This is a genomic window from Aulosira sp. FACHB-615 (assembly GCF_014698045.1).
Lineage (GTDB): Bacteria > Cyanobacteriota > Cyanobacteriia > Cyanobacteriales > Nostocaceae > Nostoc_B.
Genome location: NZ_JACJSE010000004.1, coordinates 206745 through 225052, shown reverse-complemented (window position 1 = coordinate 225052; position 18308 = coordinate 206745). Strand labels below are relative to the sequence as shown.

The 18308-nt window shown below is 41.1% G+C and carries 20 protein-coding genes; 8 read left to right on the top strand and 12 right to left on the bottom strand.

From position 1 onward, the window contains the following. Positions 1–36: 36 nt before the first annotated feature. The 4 genes from H6G77_RS08195 (at position 37) to H6G77_RS08180 (ending at position 4962) form a co-directional block, all read left to right on the top strand. Positions 37–756, top strand: a complete 720-nt coding sequence (locus H6G77_RS08195) for a GDSL-type esterase/lipase family protein (protein WP_190590347.1) — start codon at positions 37–39, stop codon at positions 754–756. 500 nt (positions 757–1256) lie between these two features. After that, on the top strand, positions 1257–3449 hold the full coding sequence (locus H6G77_RS08190; protein ID WP_190871300.1) for a cation:proton antiporter: 2193 nt from the start codon (positions 1257–1259) through the stop codon (positions 3447–3449). Positions 3450–3475: 26 nt separating this feature from the next. Further along, positions 3476–3982: a hypothetical protein gene (locus H6G77_RS08185; RefSeq protein ID WP_190871299.1), complete on the top strand. Its 507-nt coding sequence runs from the start codon at positions 3476–3478 to the stop codon at positions 3980–3982. A gap of 146 nt (positions 3983–4128) precedes the next feature. Beyond that, a complete protein-coding gene (locus H6G77_RS08180) occupies positions 4129–4962 on the top strand; it encodes an AMIN domain-containing protein (protein WP_190590344.1) in 834 nt (277 codons plus the stop codon). 61 nt (positions 4963–5023) lie between these two features. Here H6G77_RS08180 and H6G77_RS08175 read toward each other — a convergent pair whose 3' ends face one another. From H6G77_RS08175 to H6G77_RS08165, 3 genes are all read right to left on the bottom strand, one after another. Then, a complete protein-coding gene (locus H6G77_RS08175; RefSeq protein ID WP_190590343.1) occupies positions 5024–5563 on the bottom strand; it encodes a DUF3172 domain-containing protein in 540 nt (179 codons plus the stop codon). A 178-nt stretch (positions 5564–5741) separates the two neighbouring features. Further along, positions 5742–6449: a M15 family metallopeptidase gene (locus H6G77_RS08170; protein ID WP_190871298.1), complete on the bottom strand. Its 708-nt coding sequence runs from the start codon at positions 6447–6449 to the stop codon at positions 5742–5744. A gap of 84 nt (positions 6450–6533) precedes the next feature. Beyond that, positions 6534–7691, bottom strand: a complete 1158-nt coding sequence (locus tag H6G77_RS08165) for a hypothetical protein (RefSeq protein ID WP_190669127.1) — start codon at positions 7689–7691, stop codon at positions 6534–6536. A 404-nt stretch (positions 7692–8095) separates the two neighbouring features. Here H6G77_RS08165 and H6G77_RS08160 point away from each other — a divergent pair, with 404 nt between their 5' ends. Continuing rightward, entirely contained in the window at positions 8096–8716 is a 621-nt protein-coding gene (locus H6G77_RS08160; RefSeq protein ID WP_190590340.1) for a CBS domain-containing protein, read from the top strand. A gap of 360 nt (positions 8717–9076) precedes the next feature. On the opposite strand, the gene gatC is transcribed toward H6G77_RS08160, so the two are convergent. The 3 genes from gatC to H6G77_RS08145 form a co-directional block, all read right to left on the bottom strand. After that, entirely contained in the window at positions 9077–9370 is a 294-nt protein-coding gene (gene gatC, locus H6G77_RS08155) for an Asp-tRNA(Asn)/Glu-tRNA(Gln) amidotransferase subunit GatC (protein WP_190590339.1), read from the bottom strand. A gap of 75 nt (positions 9371–9445) precedes the next feature. After that, positions 9446–9967 (bottom strand): photosystem I assembly protein Ycf3, encoded by a 522-nt coding sequence (locus H6G77_RS08150; RefSeq protein ID WP_190590338.1) that lies wholly within the window; start codon positions 9965–9967, stop codon positions 9446–9448. A 132-nt stretch (positions 9968–10099) separates the two neighbouring features. Further along, on the bottom strand, positions 10100–10801 hold the full coding sequence (locus H6G77_RS08145; RefSeq protein ID WP_190590337.1) for an SOS response-associated peptidase: 702 nt from the start codon (positions 10799–10801) through the stop codon (positions 10100–10102). A gap of 212 nt (positions 10802–11013) precedes the next feature. Here H6G77_RS08145 and H6G77_RS08140 point away from each other — a divergent pair, with 212 nt between their 5' ends. Further along, on the top strand, positions 11014–11652 hold the full coding sequence (locus H6G77_RS08140; RefSeq protein ID WP_190590336.1) for a glutathione S-transferase family protein: 639 nt from the start codon (positions 11014–11016) through the stop codon (positions 11650–11652). Between the two features lie 16 nt (positions 11653–11668). Here H6G77_RS08140 and H6G77_RS08135 read toward each other — a convergent pair whose 3' ends face one another. Further along, positions 11669–12094 carry a thioesterase family protein gene (locus tag H6G77_RS08135; protein ID WP_190590335.1) on the bottom strand — a complete coding sequence of 142 codons (426 nt, stop codon included), beginning with the start codon at positions 12092–12094 and terminating at the stop codon, positions 11669–11671. Positions 12095–12523: 429 nt separating this feature from the next. On the opposite strand from H6G77_RS08135, the gene H6G77_RS08130 reads away from it, so the two are divergent. Continuing rightward, positions 12524–13123 carry an MBL fold metallo-hydrolase gene (locus tag H6G77_RS08130; protein WP_190669123.1) on the top strand — a complete coding sequence of 200 codons (600 nt, stop codon included), beginning with the start codon at positions 12524–12526 and terminating at the stop codon, positions 13121–13123. A 22-nt stretch (positions 13124–13145) separates the two neighbouring features. Here H6G77_RS08130 and H6G77_RS08125 read toward each other — a convergent pair whose 3' ends face one another. Together H6G77_RS08125 and hemH are read right to left on the bottom strand one after the other, a co-directional pair. Further along, positions 13146–13724, bottom strand: coding sequence for an NADPH-dependent FMN reductase (locus tag H6G77_RS08125; RefSeq protein ID WP_190590333.1), 579 nt, complete (start codon positions 13722–13724; stop codon positions 13146–13148). Positions 13725–13920: 196 nt separating this feature from the next. Continuing rightward, positions 13921–15087 (bottom strand): ferrochelatase, encoded by a 1167-nt coding sequence (hemH, locus tag H6G77_RS08120; protein WP_190590332.1) that lies wholly within the window; start codon positions 15085–15087, stop codon positions 13921–13923. 93 nt (positions 15088–15180) lie between these two features. Between hemH and H6G77_RS08115 the strand changes: the two genes are divergently transcribed. Further along, a complete protein-coding gene (locus tag H6G77_RS08115) occupies positions 15181–15804 on the top strand; it encodes a class I SAM-dependent methyltransferase (RefSeq protein ID WP_190871297.1) in 624 nt (207 codons plus the stop codon). Between the two features lie 181 nt (positions 15805–15985). Here H6G77_RS08115 and coaBC read toward each other — a convergent pair whose 3' ends face one another. The 3 genes from coaBC to H6G77_RS08100 form a co-directional block, all read right to left on the bottom strand. Continuing rightward, the gene (gene coaBC / locus H6G77_RS08110; RefSeq protein ID WP_190871296.1) at positions 15986–17218 is read right to left on the bottom strand and encodes a bifunctional phosphopantothenoylcysteine decarboxylase/phosphopantothenate--cysteine ligase CoaBC; all 1233 of its coding nucleotides are present in this window, start codon (positions 17216–17218) and stop codon (positions 15986–15988) included. Positions 17219–17281: 63 nt separating this feature from the next. After that, positions 17282–17494 (bottom strand): DUF2555 domain-containing protein, encoded by a 213-nt coding sequence (locus H6G77_RS08105; protein WP_062297109.1) that lies wholly within the window; start codon positions 17492–17494, stop codon positions 17282–17284. A gap of 153 nt (positions 17495–17647) precedes the next feature. Continuing rightward, complete coding sequence (locus tag H6G77_RS08100) at positions 17648–18289, bottom strand: alpha/beta hydrolase (protein ID WP_190871295.1); 642 nt, start codon at positions 18287–18289, stop codon at positions 17648–17650. Positions 18290–18308 lie beyond the last annotated feature (19 nt).

Sequence of the window (18308 nt, the reverse complement as noted above, 5' to 3'; positions counted from 1 at the left end):
AATCTTGTAAAGATATAAAATATAGTCTTTTTTAAGATGCAAACATTACAAGCTCTTTCTTCAATGCAACTGTCTTTAGCCCCTAATCAATGTCAGTCTTTGAAGATTGTCGCTCTTGGAGACAGCATAGTTTACGGTTTTGGTGATCCTGAACGTGGTGGTTGGGTAGAACAACTGCGGCGATGGTGGATGTTGCCTAGTAGTGCTGGTCATGTTTTATATAATTTAGGTGTCAGAGGCGATCGCACACAACAAGTAGCCCAAAGACTAGAAGTAGAATTTCGTCATCGTGGCGAACTCCGTAATCGCGTTCCTGATTTAATTATTCTTTCAGTTGGGGTGAATGATTCAGCGCGGTTAGGTCGTCCCAATGGCAAAAATTACACAGATTTTGCCACCTTTGAAGCCGATATTGCCCATTTACTAGACTTGGCGCAGCAACTTTGTCCAGTTTTATTTGTGGGTATGACACCCGTAGATGAAACTAAAATGCCATTTTTGGATTGTTTTTATTTCAATCATACTGACCAACACCGTTATAAAGAAGCCACGCGCCTAGCTTGTCAACAACGTCAAATTCCTTACTTGGATATTTTTGACCAATGGATAGGACGCGGTGAAACTTGGTTACGCCAAAGAATGAATGCTGATGGTTTACATCCCAATACATTAGGCTACCAAGCTTTGTTAGATGATGTGTTGAAATGGGATGCTTTAGCACCCTATCATGCTCAACCAGAATACCAATTGAGATAAATGTATCGGCGGAGTCAATTTAAAAGCCATAATTGTTTAACTCACGCCAATTTTTATCAATGAATTCGTCAGAAACAAGCAGATCCCTGACTTCTTGAAGAAGTCAGGGATCTTTTGGTTCACGAATGATTTAGGAATGCTATAAATCAGTAATTGCCAGTAATTTCCACTATCTCAAACACATTAATATTAAGTAATTCTCCAGAGAAAATTTAATTTAAAATTGTTAACTGCGTTAATCAACGCTTAGGCGTTAACACAAAAGATATAACTAGCAATTGTTAATTATTTATTAATATTTATCCTGGATTTTTGCTAATTATTCTCTGAATATCCCATAAATTTAACCAATTCACCCTTGATTTCTATAACTATGTTGTAACAACAATTAACATCGAAATAGAGCATAAAGTTACATGGAATATGATGAATTAGGTTGACAATTTCCCATTGTTTCAAGAATCATCTTAGGGAAACCAGATAGTTATTCAGAGGAAACCATGCACACAGTTATTCTCGTTCTCATCGAGGTGCTGATTGTTATTGGAATGTCCCGGCTCATAGGTCTGGCATTCAAATCAATTAAGCAACCTTTGGTAATTGGTGAGATTGTTGCCGGGATTATGCTTGGCCCATCTTTATTTGGATTGGTTGCCCCCCATCTAGCAGCTAGTTTGTTCCCGCCAGAAACAATTCCGTTTCTTAATGTTTTATCTCAGGTGGGATTAATATTTTTCATGTTTTTGATTGGGTTAGAACTTAATCCTAAATATCTTAGTGGAAACTTACAAGCAGCAATTCTTACCTCAAACGTCAGCATCATTGTGCCGTTTTCTCTGGCGACTGTTTTATCTTTACTGCTGTATCCTCTGGTTTCTAATGCTGGTGTTTCGTTTACTGCTTTTGCCTTATTTTTAGGTGCAGCAATGTCAATTACTGCTTTTCCGGTATTGGCGCGAATTATTACAGAAAATAACTTGCAGGGAACACGCTTAGGAACCCTAGCATTAACTTGTGCAGCCGTAGATGATGTGACAGCCTGGTGTATTTTAGCAGTAGCGATCGCAGTAGCACGTACTGGTAATTTTTTTGGTGCTATACCTACCATTATTGAAAGCATAGTCTACATTGGTTTTATGCTGACGGTGGGGCGCTGGTTTCTTAAACGATTAGCAACTTACTACCGCCGGACTGGACGCTTAAGCCAGTTACTTTTAGCTGTAATTTATATGGCGGTAGTTGGCTCTGCACTCATTACTGAACTAATTGGGATTCATTTGATTTTTGGGGCATTTTTATTGGGAGCCGCCATGCCCAAGAATGCAGATTTAGTGCGAGAATTAGCCGTCAAAACTGAAGATTTTGTTTTGATATTTCTGCTACCAATATTTTTTGCCTACAGTGGTTTGCGGACACAGATTGGTTTATTAAATCGTCCTGATTTGTGGTTATTGTGTGGCTTGGTGTTGCTAGTGGCGATCGCAGGCAAGTATATTGGCACTTATGTCGCTGCTCGTGTAAGTGGAATTAATAAACGCGAAGCCTCAGCTCTTGGTTGGTTAATGAATACTCGCGGTTTAACAGAACTCATTGTTCTGAATATCGGTTTAGAGTTAAAAGTAATTTCGCCCCTAGTCTTTACCATGCTGGTGATTATGGCATTGGTAACAACATTTATGACTTCGCCGCTACTGGAGTGGACATATCCAAAACGCCTAATTAAATTAGATGTTGTTGAACCAGACTTAGAAGCAGAAACATCTGCTGAAACTGCTACTGTTGTTGAATCTGCTCCTAATTATCGAATTTTAGTCCCGGTGGCAAATCCCAGCACCCAAAAAGGTTTGGTACAGTTGGCAGTAGCACTGGCGCTGAATTACAAACAACCTGCTGTTGTCAATCCTCTCAGCTTAATTGAATTGCAAGAAGATTATGCTTTTGAGAGTACCCCAGTGGAAGCAGAACGATTAATTCTTCAGCGTCGCCTGGAACTCGAAGAATTGATTAATACCTTAGAACCGCCAATAGCTCGTTCTCATATACATCCCATCATTCGCATATCGAGCAATGTAGCGCGAGAAACTGCCCAAATAGCCAAAATTGAGCAACCTGATTTAATTCTGGTGGGATGGCACCGTCCAGCTTTTAGTAATAATCGCTTAGGTGGTCGAGTTGGTCAAATTCTGAGTACTGCACCAGTGGATGTGGCTGTGTTTGTAGACCGGGGTGCAGAGCGGTTAGAAAATTTATTAGTGCCTTACTCAGCCAATATCCATGATGATTTAGCCTTGATTTTAGCTTTGAGGCTCTTGCTGAACCGTGACACCTGTATGTTGCGAATTTTACAAGTACTAGGAGATAACCAACATCAAGAAGAGTTGAGTTATGAACTGCACAAAATGATAGAGCAATTACCAGCTAGTGTACGCGATCGCATCGAAATTAAAACAGTCGAATCTCCAGAGCCAATTCAAGCTGTAGTAGAAGCTTCCGAAGCAGTTGACCTGACAATTGCTGGTACTAGCCGCGTTTGGGGAATTGAACGTCAAACCCTAGGCAGATATACAGATGCTTTAGCTATTCAATGTCGTTCTTCCCTACTTATTACCCGCCGTCACAGCCAAGTTACATCCCATTTGGCTTCTGTTCTCCCAGAAATTAGCAACCAAGAATCAACAGTCACGCAATTTTAGATTTTGGATTTCCACAAGTTAAACAGATGAATCATTTGAATGTTAAATCTTTAACCTTCTACGGAGTAGCCATAGGTTCAGTGTTACTGTTGTTTAAAACCGTCACTGCCTATGGAGAAAGCAATCTCAAAGCCCCTCCTGTAGTTGATGGCCGCTACCTTCTAACTCTGGCGACAAAATTACCCAGTTGTGAAACCGCAAATTCTCTGGTATTAAATATGCAACAATCAGGTATTTACTTGAATGCCTCTTTAGTACCAGTTAACCCCAATGCAGAGGCTGAACAAGCTTCACTGACAGGTATCTTGAAAAATCAACAGATCAGTTTTTCTGGCAAAGTTGATCCAAAAATTCTGTGTCTTGATTCCAACTCTCAGACTAACTCAAGTCAGGCGATCGCTATGCAAATACAGCTGATAGATCAAGATAAAATTACAGGTCAATTCACAGTCAATGGCATTCCTCAAACTTTGAGATTCACTGCGGCTAAACAATCAACCCCAGAAAAGTCACAAAAAGTAAATTCACATTGAAATATGGGTAAATTATGAAAGTCAGAAATTGGGTGAAGTTAGGCACGAAAACTAAAAACTAAGGGTTTAGCTGGTGAAAGGGTAGATATTTTTCCAACCCTTACACCCTTCCAAAATTAAGGTTCTTGTGGCAAAGGAATCAAATAATGTATACAAACCGAAAACCTAAATGGTTTTTATTATGGAGTCAGGGAGTTAGCATCAGTTTGCTGGGATTTTACACAGCAATTTCTTTAGAAACTCCTAGTACTCATGCGGCACAAATCGCTAAATTGAACGATTGGCGATTTTATCCAGAAGCAGCACAACTGGAATTTATATTATCAGCAGCAACAAAGCCGCAATATTTCTATCTTTCCCAACCTCCACGTCTGGTTATTGACTTGCCAGATACTAAATTGGGTTATGTTGCAACCAAGCAAAGTTATTCTGGCGCAATTCAACGAGTCCGAGTTTCCCAATTGAACGCCAACATAACTCGGATTGTTTTAGATTTAGCAGATGGAATTTATCTAGACATCAATCAGGTAAAACTACAACCTGTATCTAGATACAACCCCACACACTGGGTATTGCGTCCTTTTACTTCTAGTACAAATCTCTCAATTCAACCCACTAACAGACAACCTAGTATTAACAGTCTACCGCCAGCTTCTCATAACTACTATCCGCCAACACCTACTAATTTAAATTCCAACTCTAATTATCTACAGTTACCAAGTACATTACCGCCCATTTCTAATAACCAACAGCAACCTTACATCACAGTACCTCCCCTCACACCCAGTAACCCCTATCAAATCCAAGGCTCAGTTCTACCTCCAGCAAACTTTCCTAATCAACCTAGTAATGCGAATAATATTCCACCCCTAGCCAACCCTAATTTTCCCGTCCCTACAACACCAAGCACACCAAATTATCAATCTAATGAAGTCCAAATCCCAGTGATTGAGTTTGGACAACCTCTTCCCAAGCCATAAGTTAAAAGTGCTGAGTGCTGAGTGCTGAGTGCTGAGTAAAAATACCAGCCCCTAGCCTCTCTTAAAATCTATCTGTTTCTTGAGGCGATGCAACTGCACCTGGTTGAGATGTGAAGAAGTTTTGTGCTGCTTCGTTTTGATAAATACATCTAATATCAGGTTTTTCGCTATCTAAACTACCTGTAAAACCAAAGGTATTCAGACGATTTTTACATTCTCTGACTTGATCAGAAGTAACAAGTTTGCGTTGTTCTAAAATTGCCCAGTTATTTTGCCGTAACACACATCCAGGACGCATACTTGGTTGAGCAACATAAACGTTAAATGGGTTGAGTGTGACAAATAATCTCGCATCCATCACCATTGCACTAGCGCCGTATTGTACGCAAATCTCTGGGTTGGGGGCTTTTGTATCAATAAACTCCCGCGAAGCTACGTTGGAGGGCGTTAATGTAGTTGTGGAGCTAAAAGCAATGCCAATGCCAATACCTAAAACTAGCACACCTCCCAAAACAGCGATCGTGGTGAGGTTGAACAGAGAAGGCTGAAAAGCCGGTGGTTTAGATGTTGTGGCTGATCTACCAGTAGATTTACGTCTCATTTTTACTTTACACCTTCACATTTTGGAAAGCAGGGAGCTGTTTGCACTGCTCTCCTTATTTCAGTATGCCGATTTTGGGCAATGATTGTCTGTAAAATTTTAGTAGCATCATGACTTTTGAGAGGATAGGGAAGATAAGGGAGAATATATCAATGACTACTCAGCACTCAGAACTTGGTTACAGAATTCGACCATAACGCGCTGTAAAGTTCTTAGCGGGATTTGCTTGATTATTCAGCCATGCCCACATTTGATCCCCAAAACAAAAGTGCCACCATTCTCTAGGATTACGTTGAAAGCCAGCTTTTAACATGACATCATTTAAAAGCTGACGGTGGGTATGATATTTTTGTGCTTGGGGGTGGGGATGATGAGCATAGTAATCGGGATGCGATCGCTCTGACAACTCATCAATCGGCGAACCCATATCTACTATTAGCCCTGCATCATCAACTAATGTCACATCTATCGCAGCCCCGGTACTATGAGGCGGCGGCGTTTTTTCATCCAGACTCGGAACCGCCCAAATTTGATAAACCGCCTCCCAAATTTCTTGGCGTTGGGTTGGCGATAACTCAGCTTCTATCAGTCCCCTGTCTTGTAACGCCGTCCCGAAGCTATAATCGACCATAAACTGCTGTACAGTCACCGGACGATAACCATCAAAAATTTGAATATGCCAATGAGGATGCAGCAATTCTAAATAATTTTGAGCTTTGATTAAATTGTCTACAACACTTTGGCGGAGATAATAAGGCGAATATTCTCCATAAATAGCGCCTAACTTTTCATAAGGATGGGGAGACTCCACCGCAAACAGATGCAAAGGAATTTCTACCAGTGGTTCACCGCATTCAACAATGGGGATATGGTGATAAGGTCTCATACCAATTTTGGTGTTTAGATTTAAGATTTTGGTTTACTTTCCAGAATCTTAAATCATACTATCTATCCCAATTTGGTCAAAAACTTAATAACCATAGGGATTTCCTTGCACACCACCTGTATACTGTCCGGGAATGGAAGTATTAGAAGGTATTTGAACTGGTAAACCCCTAAAATAGCGGTTGTCTTGATAACTGGCAGGAGCCGATGGTGTCACAATATATGCAGAGGAATTCTGTACAGTAGTGGGTGTAGTGGTAGTTGGTGCAACTGAATTAATAGGTTGTGTTGTGTTTATTGATGGTACTGAATTAGTCAAAGGCTGGGCAGTGTTGACACCGTTATAATAATTTGTTGGCTGACTGGTTACAGTTGGCTGGATGTAACTTGTCCCACTATTTAAACTGGTGTTAGGGAGGAAATTCTGCGTATTTGTCGGTACACTTTGGGGAAGGGAAGTATAGGAAGTTATACCGGAATTATTGCTGAAATTTGTAGTTGTGCCGTTAACGTTCGATAAATTCTGCGAAAGCCCGGTGTATGGAGTTTGACCAAAGCTATTGCCGGGATTGGTGGTTGCACTATTAATATTAGACGGTGTTGTTTGGTTAGTTGAGGGTGGAAGAGTGGTTGTTGAAGAGGTAATAGAGTTGTAGGGATTGTTTGGTGGCTGGGTGGTACTGGTTCCCACTGCATAAGGGTTATTGGTTGTCTCTTGTGGTTGAGAGGAAGAATTTAACAACTGATTACCGCTACTATTTTGGATGCCAAACTTTAATAAACTTTCAGTTTGAGCAACAAAAGGATTTTTACTATCAAATCCAGATGTACCACCACTGGTTTCTAAGTTGGGAATTGATTTAGTATTCTTAGAAGATTTTTGCTTGTTAATTACATCCTGTAAAAAATCTTTACCTTTTTTCGGTTTAGAGTTATCTGTAGAGGAACTGGTAATTACTTGAGTGCTTGCTTGGTCAGTATCATTATACAGAACTGGTAAATTATCAATATCAGCTGCGATCGCTTTATCTTCATCCGACAGAGAAGAATTATCAGCTTGTTGTGCTGTGGCTTCGCCGTCTTGTTTGCCAGTAAACGCATCTGGGTTAGTCCAGTATTCTCGAATTACTAGCCCTAGCACTGATAAAAAAATCGCTGTTCCCCAAAAAGCAGGCTTGCTAAAATTCCATAACCTAGCTTTGAGATAACGTAAGTAAGCGGGTGGATAATGACGATTTGACATAGCAGAGTCTCAGAATTTACTGGCAGACGGTATACCTGGGTGCAAACTTACAGCAAAACAGTTGCAGCCGTAGTTGGATGATGCTGTGATCATCCTAGCCTGATTACGGATAAAAAATGCAGGTTTAAGTATAAAATTTCATACTAGAGTTTTCCCACTTCATACTTTCACAAAATCATTATGCCGACATAGTGAGCTTCGGTCACTTTCGATAACATCATAAATTCCAACCTGCACTAACTTTGTGGTAGCGAATGGGGAATAGAGAATAGGGAGTAGGGAGTGGGGAGTGGGGAATAGGGAAGAAAAAATTAGCTAATTATCCTTCTGCTCCGCTACTCCTCTGCTCCCTCTGCTTTCCCTATCTCCCCTCCTCCTATGCTATTTACCAGGAGACTACAGCAATGATGAAAGCTGAAGATATCATGACCAAGGATGTAATTACCATTCGCGGTTCTGCCACTGTTGCTGAAGCCGTCCGGCTGATGAAAGACCATAACTTGCGTGCCTTGGTTGTAGATCGTCGCTATGATAATGATGCCTATGGTATGGTTAGCGAAACAGATATTGTCTATAAGGTAATAGCCTACGGTAAAGACCCAAAGCTAGTACGGGTTTATGAAATTATGAGCAAACCCTGTATTGTCGTTAATCCTGAGTTAAGTGTGGAATATGTAGCGCGGTTGTTTGCCAATACTGGTATTCGCAGAGCGCCAGTTATTCAAGGCAAGCTGTTAGGTATTATCTCAATTACAGATATTTTGACCAAGAGTAATTTTATCGAAGCCCCAACAGCACTCAGGTTAGACGAAAAAATTCAAAAAGCGGTTGAAACTGCTCGCGCTATTTGTACCCAACATGGTGCTTATTCTAAAGCCTGCGCTGCTGCTTGGGATGAGGTGGAAGAACTGCAAGCAGAAGCCGCCCATCAAAAAGCTGAAGCGATGGTTTCGGCAAAAGTTTCTTTTGAAGAATACTGTCGAGAAAATCCCAATGCGCCAGAATGCCGTAACTATAATCCTTAGAAGTCAACCAATTTTGGATTTTAGATTTGCGATTTTAGATTAAATCCAAAATCTAAAATTCGGAGGGTCAAAAATGAAGAGTGCTGAGTTAAAAGTGCTGAGTGCTGAGTTAAAAAGACCACCCACACTTCGACAAGCTCAGTGCATCGCCAGGGGTGGGGTATCAACCTTCTCTCGGTAATAGGATTCCGCTTAACATCGGGCGGGGCTTTTACCATAGTGCAGAAGTACTTCCTTCCTCTTTCTTCTTACTCAGCACTCAGCACTCAGCACTCAGGACTGAGCGTTGTAAAAAGGCAAAAATTTTCTTTTTACTTTTACCTTTTACCTTTTACCTTTTACCTTTTGCCTTCGTAATTACTACTCTTCGCTGTTGAGGATTTTTGGGACTTTGAAATATTCGCCTTCTTGCTCAGGCGCACTATCGAGGATCGCATCTCTGTCTGGATACGGTTGTAACTCATCCTCGCGTGTCACGTTGCTGACATCAATTGCGCGTGTAGTTGGTAGCACATCACTCACATCTAGTTCACTCAGTTGTTCTACATATTCCAAAATGTTTCCTAACTGAGTGGTAAATTGCTCTTCTTCTGCTGGTGTTAATTCTAACCGAGCCAGCAGAGCTACTTTATGAACTTGGTCACGATCAATCATAAATTGTCATTTGTCATTGGTGATTGGTGATTTGTCGTTAGTCCTTACAGATAACAAAGGACTAATGACAAATAACTAAAAGAATACGTCAATTTGTATCCGGCCAGTGGTTTTTAGCCAGTTTTGCGCTTCAATGTAGTTATTGGGAGCCATGCGTATGGCTCTGATCCAATAATCGGCTGCTTGGTCAAACAAAGCTTCACCACCGTCATTATCTCCAGCTTCTTTGGCTTTTTCGCCTTTGTAATGATAAATTACGGCGATGTTATTTAAGGCTTGGGGCAGACGTGGGTTAGTTTCAATTGCTTGGTGATACAGTTCTAAGGCTTTCTCATGATCACCATTACTAGCGTAAATTAGCCCCATGTTATAGAAAATATAACTGCGATCGTAGGGATCTTCTTCGAGGGTGAGGGCTTCTTCATAATATTCCAAAGCTTCGGCATATTCGCCTTCTGCTTGGGCGGACATCCCATCTCGGTAATAAACAAATGCTTCTTTAGCTTTTCTGTTAGCTGGCAGAATCTTCAGAATGATATCCGCCATAACTGTAAAAGATTTGTCAATAAAGTTATCGTTTTTCTGTGTTCTTGGCATAACTGCCTCTATAGTTGTACAGCTACTAGCTCAAAAGATGCTTTTAGGAATTGCAGGGTTTCACGGTTGGGTGCATACACCTTATTAGGGTAGAGAGGCTTGTATTTTTACTCAGCACTCAGCACTCAATAGTTAATTTAACTGATTTGGCAGGCCATTCTCCTCACTAAGAGGCATAATACATTCTGGACTGTTGTGCTGGGGCTTGTTGACCAAATTGGCCACGGGGTAAGCTGTCATTGCTTCCGCAGGATAAGGATCTAACAGTGGCTGAAGTTTTTCGGGTGCTTGTACTTGTGTATCTAGCCACAAATCGTAATCTTCTGGTGCCAAAATGACTGGCATTCGCTCATGGATTGGTGCTAACAATTCGTTAGCTGTTGTAGTGATAATTGTACAAGAAGCGATCTCTTCTCCTTCGGGTGAGTGCCATACATCCCATAATCCTGCAAAACCAAAGGGTTTCTCATCTTGCAGGCGAAAATAAAATGGCTGTTTTTTACTTTGTAGCTTTTGCCACTCATAAAAGCCATCAGCTATGACTAAGCAGCGTCGGCGCTTGAAAGCTGCTCGAAAAGCTGGTTTTTCTGATACAGTTTCGGCTCTGGCGTTAATCAGCTTGACTCCCATTTTTGCATCTTTTGCCCAACTCGGAATCAACCCCCAACGTAATTGTTGAAATTCATACTGTTCTTTGCTGGGTTGATGTAGCACTGTTGGCACCATTTGTGTAGGTGCAATGTTATATTGAGCAGCTAAATCGGGAACTTGTAGGAGATTGAAAGCCTTACTGAGAGACTCTGCTGACTGATTTAAGGTAAATCTTCCACACATATTTTTAAGTTCTCCCCTGGAATTAAATTGCACATTTAAAGTTGATAAATACTAGAAATAATCAATAATTGTTTTTTTATTTTCTCAGATAAATCTAGTTTTCATGAAGATGCTTAAAAGGAAAATAATTATCCTGTTTAACTCGAAACATTTTGTAAGATATTGTATTTTAGAGTCTCATTTCTCTTAATACTCTTCATCATCTTTTTGGCATGGAAACGCTACGTCTGTACGATTTTTTACCCTCCGGTAATGGCTATAAGGTACGTCTTTTATTATCACAAATGGGTATTCCCTATGACAGAATCGAGGTGAATATCTTAAAGGGAGAAAGTCGGACACCTGATTTCTTAAATAAAAATCCGAATGGCAAAATACCTGTTTTGGAAATTGAACCAGGGAAATACTTAACAGAATCAAATGCCATTTTGGCTTATCTTAGCGAATACACAGAATTTTTACCTTACGATCGCTTCTTAAAAGCACAGGTTTTGCAATGGTTATTTTTTGAACAATATAGTCATGAACCTTATATTGCCACATCACGATTTTGGATTTCAATTTTAGGGAAAGCTCAAGAATATCAAGCGGCGTTAGCACAAAAGCAAGAACCAGGTTACGCCGCATTAAGAGTGATGGAAAATCATCTGCAATCTCGTTGGTATTTTGTTGGCGATCGCTATACCATTGCTGATATTGCTTTGTTTGCTTATACCCATGTAGCTGATGAAGGTGGTTTTGATTTATCCCGATTTCCCGCAATTCAAAAATGGATAGAACGTATCAAAGCTCAACCTGGATACATCAGTATTACATACCAGCCAATTCCCCAAGAAGCTGAATTTTGCTAAATACATTCTTGGTTAATTATTCAGCCACACTTAAGTTTTGAAGTTGCAAAAACTTATCAGAAATTTTGTGAGGGATTGGTTTTGGACGCATGGTTTTAGCATCTACCCATACCCAGAGTGCTGCCGCAGTGACTAATAAATCAGCTTCGCTTTGTTTGCGGATTTCATAGCATCGAAAAGCACGGGTACCACGCATTTCTTTTAACCAGGTGGTCACTTCTAGAGTATCACCTGCCACTGCTGGCCGGAGATAGTCAATTTCCACCCGGCGCATCACAAAAACACCACCTAACTCTCGATAAACATCTAAAGTTACACCGAGATATTCTGAGTGTTCGATGGCTGCTTGTTCTAAATAGTTTTGGTAAACGGCATTATTAACATGCCCTAAAGCATCCATTTCATAATGGCGGACGCGGAGTAAAGTCTTAAATTGTTGCATACAAATAATTCAGGTGTAGTTTGATCAAAGTGGAAAAAATGACCAATGACAGTCTCGATTCCTAGTACAACAAGGCAAAAGTCAAGAGTCAAAAAGAAAAAGAAAGAAAGTGATACTACAAGCCTTTTAGCAATTCCTTATGGTAACTGAGTTTCGGCTTCGCGGTAGTCGAGCGAAGCGATGCACTGAGCTTGTCGTTCGCGTAGCGTCTCCGGTAGGAGAAGTGTCGAGATTCAACCACTGTATGGTCAAAGTGTGGTCTTTATTATTTACGCCGACTTGTACTAGAGTGTGCAACTTAAAAGCAAATCAGCTTGTGAGTCAGATTAAAATACAATTTCAGTTTGGACTCCAGACAAAATTACTGATACATTATTGATGCAACCCACTTAATTGACTATTTATTGAAGGTAAAGTACCAGAATCATTATGAAATCACTACATCGTCCCGATTTATATGGCTGGTCTACTTTCAATCCTGCAAGAAATATTGATTTCAATGGGATTGCCTGGATTCGTCCAGATGGCAATATCTTAATTGACCCTGTAGCTTTATCTAACCACGATTGGAATCATCTGGAATCTCTGGGTGGTGTGGATTGGATTATACTCACAAACTCGGAGCATGTGAGATCAGCCAAGGAAATTGCTGTGCAAACTTATGCTAAAATTGCGGCCCCCGCAGCCGAAAAAGAGGTTTTCCCGATAGCTTGCGATCGCTGGTTGTCTGATGGTGATGAGTTTGTCCCTGGATTAAAGATTATTGAACTCCAAGGTTCCAAGACTCCGGGCGAATTAGCACTACTATTAGAAGAGACTACCTTAATTACGGGTGATTTAATCCGGGCGCATACAGCCGGGAGTTTAACTACTTTGGCAAAAGAAAAGTTACTTGATCCAGTAGCGGCGATCGCTTCTATCCGCAGACTGGCACAATTAAGCAAGGTGGAAACAGTATTAGTCGGAGACGGTTGGTCAGTATTTCGAGACGGACATCTGCGCTTAAAAGAATTAGCAGCAACATTATGATATTTTACTTGGAATCACTCAATTAGTACGGAGTGCCTTTTTCTCGGCGTTGGCGTTGTAACGCTTCTTCGTACCATTCCAATTCATCTAAAAATTGACCAAATTTCTTGGTTAAACTTGCTTCTTGGGGAGTACCTGATTCATCTAAAGAGTTGCCAATTTTAGAAATGGCAAACATAGTTGAAATAGTTACCATTCCCATCTCCCCTAGAAACGAGCGTAACTGTATAGCGGCGCGGACTCCGCCAAAGCCACCAGCCGAGTAAGAAACAATTCCCGCCGGACGGAAGTAGTATTCTTCCAGATAATGATCCATCAGATTACTCAACCCTGGCTGAATGGAATGATTGTATTCTCCGGTAATCACCACAAAACCATCGGCGGTGCGGATATGTTCTGCCAGTTCTGTCATCTTTGCCGGAGCCTGACCAGGATTATACTCCTTATACATCCGATCTAAGATGCCAAAGTCATATTCCTTCGCATCAACAAAAATCACCTCATGGTTTCTTTGCTGGAGTTGATCAATGATGAATTTAGCAGCTTTGATGCCCTGGCGATCGCTCCTGTAGGAACCGTAGAAAACTAATGTTTTAAACATGGTCAATTAGGGAGTGGTGAATAGGGAGTAGGGAGTAGGAATTAAAGGACTTTCCAAAAAATATTCCTTTCTAGTACAACACGACGGAAATAAAGATACTATTTCAAGTTAGTTAAAAGCTTGTGATCTAAGCTTTTTGACTTTTAACTTTTAACTTTTGACTTCCGCGTAGCGGTACTAGCCCCTAGCCCCTGTTTTATTGCAAAAGTCCAATCATGTGTAATAAACCATGACCAGTCACTAACTCAATAATTAAAGCAATAAAACCTAACATCGCAATTCGACCATTCCAAACTTCTGCACTGGTAGTCATACCCCATTCCCAACTTTCTGGGGGATACATCTTCACCCTTTTTTTCATTTGGGCTGCTTGTGACAGCTTGAAGTTGGGTTGTTCCAGTGCTTCAATGACTAAATCAGCCAAGGCGCGAATAAACACTGGGTGAGTATTAGGTGCAGGTGCGCGACGGAAGTTGTGAATTCCGGCTTCTTCAGCGATTTCTCGATATTCAATGTCAATTTCTTGCAGTGTCTCGATGTGTTCGGAGACAAAACTGATGGGTACAACCACGATATCTTGTATCCCTTGTGCGCCCAATTCCTTCAACGCATCTTCTGTATAAGGTTGTAGCCATTCTACAGGGCCGACACGGCTTTGATAAGCCAAAGTGTGAGCATTCGGACGATTGAGGGTTTGCATAATTAAGTATGTGCATTCCTCAATTTCTTGCTGATAGGGGTCGCCTGCTTCTTCTACATAGCTTTTTGGTACACCGTGGGCGCTAAAGAAGATATGTACATCATCAGGGTTAGGACATTGGTCTATTTCCTGGGCGATGAGTTCCGCCATTGCTTTGAGATAGTTGCGCTGTTTATACCAAGAAGGAATGACGGTGTATTCAAGATTTTGCAGTTTGGGGTCTTCTTGCCAAAGTTTTTCTAATAACCGGAAGCTAGAACCACTGGTACTGATAGAAAATTGCGGATAAAGAGGCAGAATTACCAGTTTGTCAATTTCATCTTGGGTAAGCTGGGCGATCGCTTCTTCTGTATAAGGATGCCAGTACCGCATACCCACATAGATGTTAGCCTCTTTACCCAAATCACTCAACTGTTCTCTTAAAGCTTCTCCTTGGGCTTCTGTAATTCGCCGCAAAGGAGAACCACCACCAATTTGTTTATAATTTTCTTGGGATGTTTTCACGCGCCGGGAGGCAATAAACCAAGCTAAGGGTCTTTGCAACCAGCGAAATGGTAGGCGAATGATTTCGGGATCAGAAAATAAATTGAACAAAAATGGCCCAACGTCCTCTAATTTATCGGGGCCACCGAGATTGAGTAATAAAACGCCTACACGACCCATAGCAGTTATTTTCCCCCAACCTTTTCAGATTTTTTACTAATGTTAACAATATATCTTTATTAAATATAAAGCTTAACAGTCAGGAACGGTGCAATGGCCACAATTTTACGAGATTTAAGTTACCGCTATCAATGGTTATATGATGCTATTTCCCGCGTAGCAGCTATCAGCGTCGGTGGAGAAAGCCGTTTTCGCCAACTTGCCTTACAAGGCTTAACAATTCATTCAGATACTCAGGTATTAGATTTATGTTGTGGTAGTGGGCAATCTACACAGTTTTTAGTAAAAATGTCACAAAATGTAACAGGATTAGATGCCTCACCAAAATCTTTGCAAAGGGCTAGACAAAATGTCCCGGAAGCCTCATATATAGAAGCTTTTGCTGAAAATATGCCCTTTGCGGAGAATTCTTTTGATGTGGTACATACCAGCGCCGCATTACATGAAATGCACACTGCACAATTACGACAAATTCTGCAAGAAGTTTATCGAGTCCTAAAACCAGGCGGTGTGTTTACATTAGTCGATTTTCATGCACCGAATAATCCCATATTTTGGCCTGGGGTCTCAGTGTTTTTACTATTATTTGAAACAGAAACAGCTTGGGAGTTAATCAAAACCGATTTACCAGAGTTATTAAAGGAAATTGGCTTCAAAGTAGAGAAGACACAATTATATGCAGGCGGTAGCTTACAAGTGATTCAAGCAAAAAAATAACCGCTTACTAAACAAACTTTCTCTAACTGTTTGCGCCTTTGCTTACTGAGCGACTTGTACCGAGCGTTCGCGTAGCGTCTCCGTCAGGAGAAGTCGAGGTAAGTCGAAGTATGCGCCTTTGCGTGAGGTAAAAGATGTTAATAATTAACCGCAGATGAACGCAGATGGACGCAGATAAAAATCAAGCAACTCGACTCATCACAAAATCAAATAGATGATGCGCCATTTCCAACTTAGAACAATGGGCAATTTCTAACTGATGATTCTGCCCATCTAAAAATATGGCTTGATTGTTGTTACTCCCAAAACCACTATCCGGTTGATCTATAGGATTAGCAACAATCACATCTAATTTCTTAGTCTGCAACTTTTCCTTTGCAGGTGTGATGATATCTCCCGACTGTGCAGCAAAACCAATTAATAACTGATGTGCTTGTTTGAGTTGTGCTAATTGGGCAACGATATCAGGTACAGACTCTAGAGGTAAAGCTTGGGGGAGCGATCGCTTAGGCAATTTCTCGCTACTATAATCTTTAGGCTTGACATCAGCCACAGCTGCTGACATCACAATCAAATCAGCATTCGGTAAATATTCCAACATTACCTGCTGCATTTCCTCGGCTGAAATCACAGGTATAGCTTGCACACCCAAAGGTACATCCCAACTAGCTACACCATGTACTAAAGTCACATTTGCACCACGATGTAATGCGGCTTGTGCCAACGCCAAACCCATCTTACCCGTAGAAGGATTACCAATAAATCTTACTGGGTCGAGATATTCCCGCGTTCCCCCAGCACTAATTAATATACGTTTACCAACTAAATCTCGCTTACCGCCAGTATGTAATAAAGAATGAACACGGGTGACAATTTCTGCTGGTTCCGCCATTCTACCAGCACCAATGCGATCGCACGCCAGTAACCCCGATGCTGTACTCATCCCATGATAGCGGCTGTCTGTTAACAATTGCTGCCAATTGCGCTGCACCGTTAACTGTTCCCACATATCCGTATTCATCGCAGGCGCTAATAATACAGGACAAGTCGAAGCTAACACCGTATTTGTCAGCAAATTATCCGCCATCCCGTAGGTTAACTTAGCTAAGGTATTCGCTGTTAAAGGTGCAATTACAATTAAATCTGCCCATTCTCCCAACTCAATATGCAACGGACGAGAGTGAGTTGGTTGCCAAAAATCATCATCTGTATAAGCCCGATGACGGGAGAGAGTCGCTAAAGTCAGAGGCGTGATAAATTCTTGCGCTGAACGGGTGAGAATTACGCGAACTTCCACCCCACTTTTAAATAGAGTGGAAACCACCTCACAAACTTTATAGGCGGCGATACCGCCGCCTACACAAATAAGAACCCTGTTGTTGCGTTTTTCGCTGGGAGACTGAAGATTAGACATCAGAAAAAAAATATGAAGGCTGAAGTTATTTTCACACTTCATACTTCATACTTCATACTTCATCTAAGCTTCATCGTAAGGTTCTAAATCTAAGAGGTAGATATAGGGTTCCACTAATTCTGGACGCTGAAAGGCGATCGCTCGGAGTAGATGCCAATCGTTCAAACCTTCAAAAGCATTGCTATAATTATCAAGTTCCAGACGCGTAGCTAAGTCTTCCACATCTGCTGCGGTCATGGCAGCAATTTCATTTCTGGAAATGCCTAGAGTCTTCATAATGCTTGCCCCTCCCTTATGCAGCATTTGCATCCAGCTTGGGTAAAGTTGCGCTTGACGCAACCACCCAATCTATATTACTCATTAGACGGCATTTCTTTCGTAAAAATTTGCATGATTTTTACCATAATTGTAAAAAATTTGTATTTAACGCTACCCAATTGTCTTTAAAACAAAATTTCGTAACGCTTCTAACATTTGCAGATTAATTTCATGCCCCGCCTCAAATTCCCGGTAATCTACGCTAAAGCCTAGAGACTGTAAGATTTCCCGCGTTTTTAAGGCTGCTTGCAATGGCACAACTTCATCTTGAGTACCGTGCATCACTAAAGTCGGCGGAATATCCTTCTGTTCTGTTGGTACTGCATCAGGATGTAAATATCCACTCATCACCACTAAACCAGCCAGGGGTAACTTTAAACCCACTTCTAAAGTCATCGCCCCACCTTGAGAAAAGCCACACAAAATCGTCCGTGATAAAGGTACGTCTGTGCTGCTTTCTAAAGATTGCAAAAAGTCAGTGAGTAATTGCCGACTTTCAGCTAAACCCTCATACATATTTTCCATTCGCAAGTCATACCACGCCTTACCCACAGCAGAATAAGGATGGGGATAAGGTGCATTGGGAAACACAAACTGGTAATTCGGTAACTGGAAATAAGGTAATAAAGATGCGACATCCTCAGCATTAGCACCCCAACCGTGCAAAGCCACAATTAAGCCAACCGGGGGTTGAGAACTAGCCGGGGGGACATTGATAAATTGTAAAGACAGATGCTTGCTCCTGAAATTCAACTCTTCTCAATTGTCTAAG

Bases quoted from the DNA above. Each gene is read 5' to 3' on its own strand.
- H6G77_RS08195 (WP_190590347.1), top strand. From the start codon at position 37: ATGCAAACATTACAAGCTCTTTCTTCAATGCAACTGTCTTTAGCCCCT.
- H6G77_RS08160 (WP_190590340.1), top strand. From the start codon at position 8,096: ATGATGAAAGCTGAAGATATCATGACCAAGGATGTAATTACCATTCGC.
- H6G77_RS08170 (WP_190871298.1), bottom strand. From the start codon at position 6,449: ATGAGACCTTATCACCATATCCCCATTGTTGAATGCGGTGAACCACTG.
- H6G77_RS08175 (WP_190590343.1), bottom strand. From the start codon at position 5,563: ATGAGACGTAAATCTACTGGTAGATCAGCCACAACATCTAAACCACCG.
- H6G77_RS08150 (WP_190590338.1), bottom strand. From the start codon at position 9,967: ATGCCAAGAACACAGAAAAACGATAACTTTATTGACAAATCTTTTACA.
- H6G77_RS08105 (WP_062297109.1), bottom strand. From the start codon at position 17,494: ATGAAGACTCTAGGCATTTCCAGAAATGAAATTGCTGCCATGACCGCA.
- H6G77_RS08135 (WP_190590335.1), bottom strand. From the start codon at position 12,094: ATGCAACAATTTAAGACTTTACTCCGCGTCCGCCATTATGAAATGGAT.
- H6G77_RS08180 (WP_190590344.1), top strand. From the start codon at position 4,129: ATGTATACAAACCGAAAACCTAAATGGTTTTTATTATGGAGTCAGGGA.
- H6G77_RS08130 (WP_190669123.1), top strand. From the start codon at position 12,524: ATGAAATCACTACATCGTCCCGATTTATATGGCTGGTCTACTTTCAAT.
- H6G77_RS08165 (WP_190669127.1), bottom strand. From the start codon at position 7,691: ATGTCAAATCGTCATTATCCACCCGCTTACTTACGTTATCTCAAAGCT.
- H6G77_RS08185 (WP_190871299.1), top strand. From the start codon at position 3,476: ATGAATCATTTGAATGTTAAATCTTTAACCTTCTACGGAGTAGCCATA.
- H6G77_RS08190 (WP_190871300.1), top strand. From the start codon at position 1,257: ATGCACACAGTTATTCTCGTTCTCATCGAGGTGCTGATTGTTATTGGA.
- hemH (WP_190590332.1), bottom strand. From the start codon at position 15,087: ATGGGTCGTGTAGGCGTTTTATTACTCAATCTCGGTGGCCCCGATAAA.
- H6G77_RS08115 (WP_190871297.1), top strand. From the start codon at position 15,181: ATGGCCACAATTTTACGAGATTTAAGTTACCGCTATCAATGGTTATAT.
- H6G77_RS08125 (WP_190590333.1), bottom strand. From the start codon at position 13,724: ATGTTTAAAACATTAGTTTTCTACGGTTCCTACAGGAGCGATCGCCAG.
- coaBC (WP_190871296.1), bottom strand. From the start codon at position 17,218: ATGTCTAATCTTCAGTCTCCCAGCGAAAAACGCAACAACAGGGTTCTT.
- H6G77_RS08140 (WP_190590336.1), top strand. From the start codon at position 11,014: ATGGAAACGCTACGTCTGTACGATTTTTTACCCTCCGGTAATGGCTAT.
- H6G77_RS08145 (WP_190590337.1), bottom strand. From the start codon at position 10,801: ATGTGTGGAAGATTTACCTTAAATCAGTCAGCAGAGTCTCTCAGTAAG.
- gatC (WP_190590339.1), bottom strand. From the start codon at position 9,370: ATGATTGATCGTGACCAAGTTCATAAAGTAGCTCTGCTGGCTCGGTTA.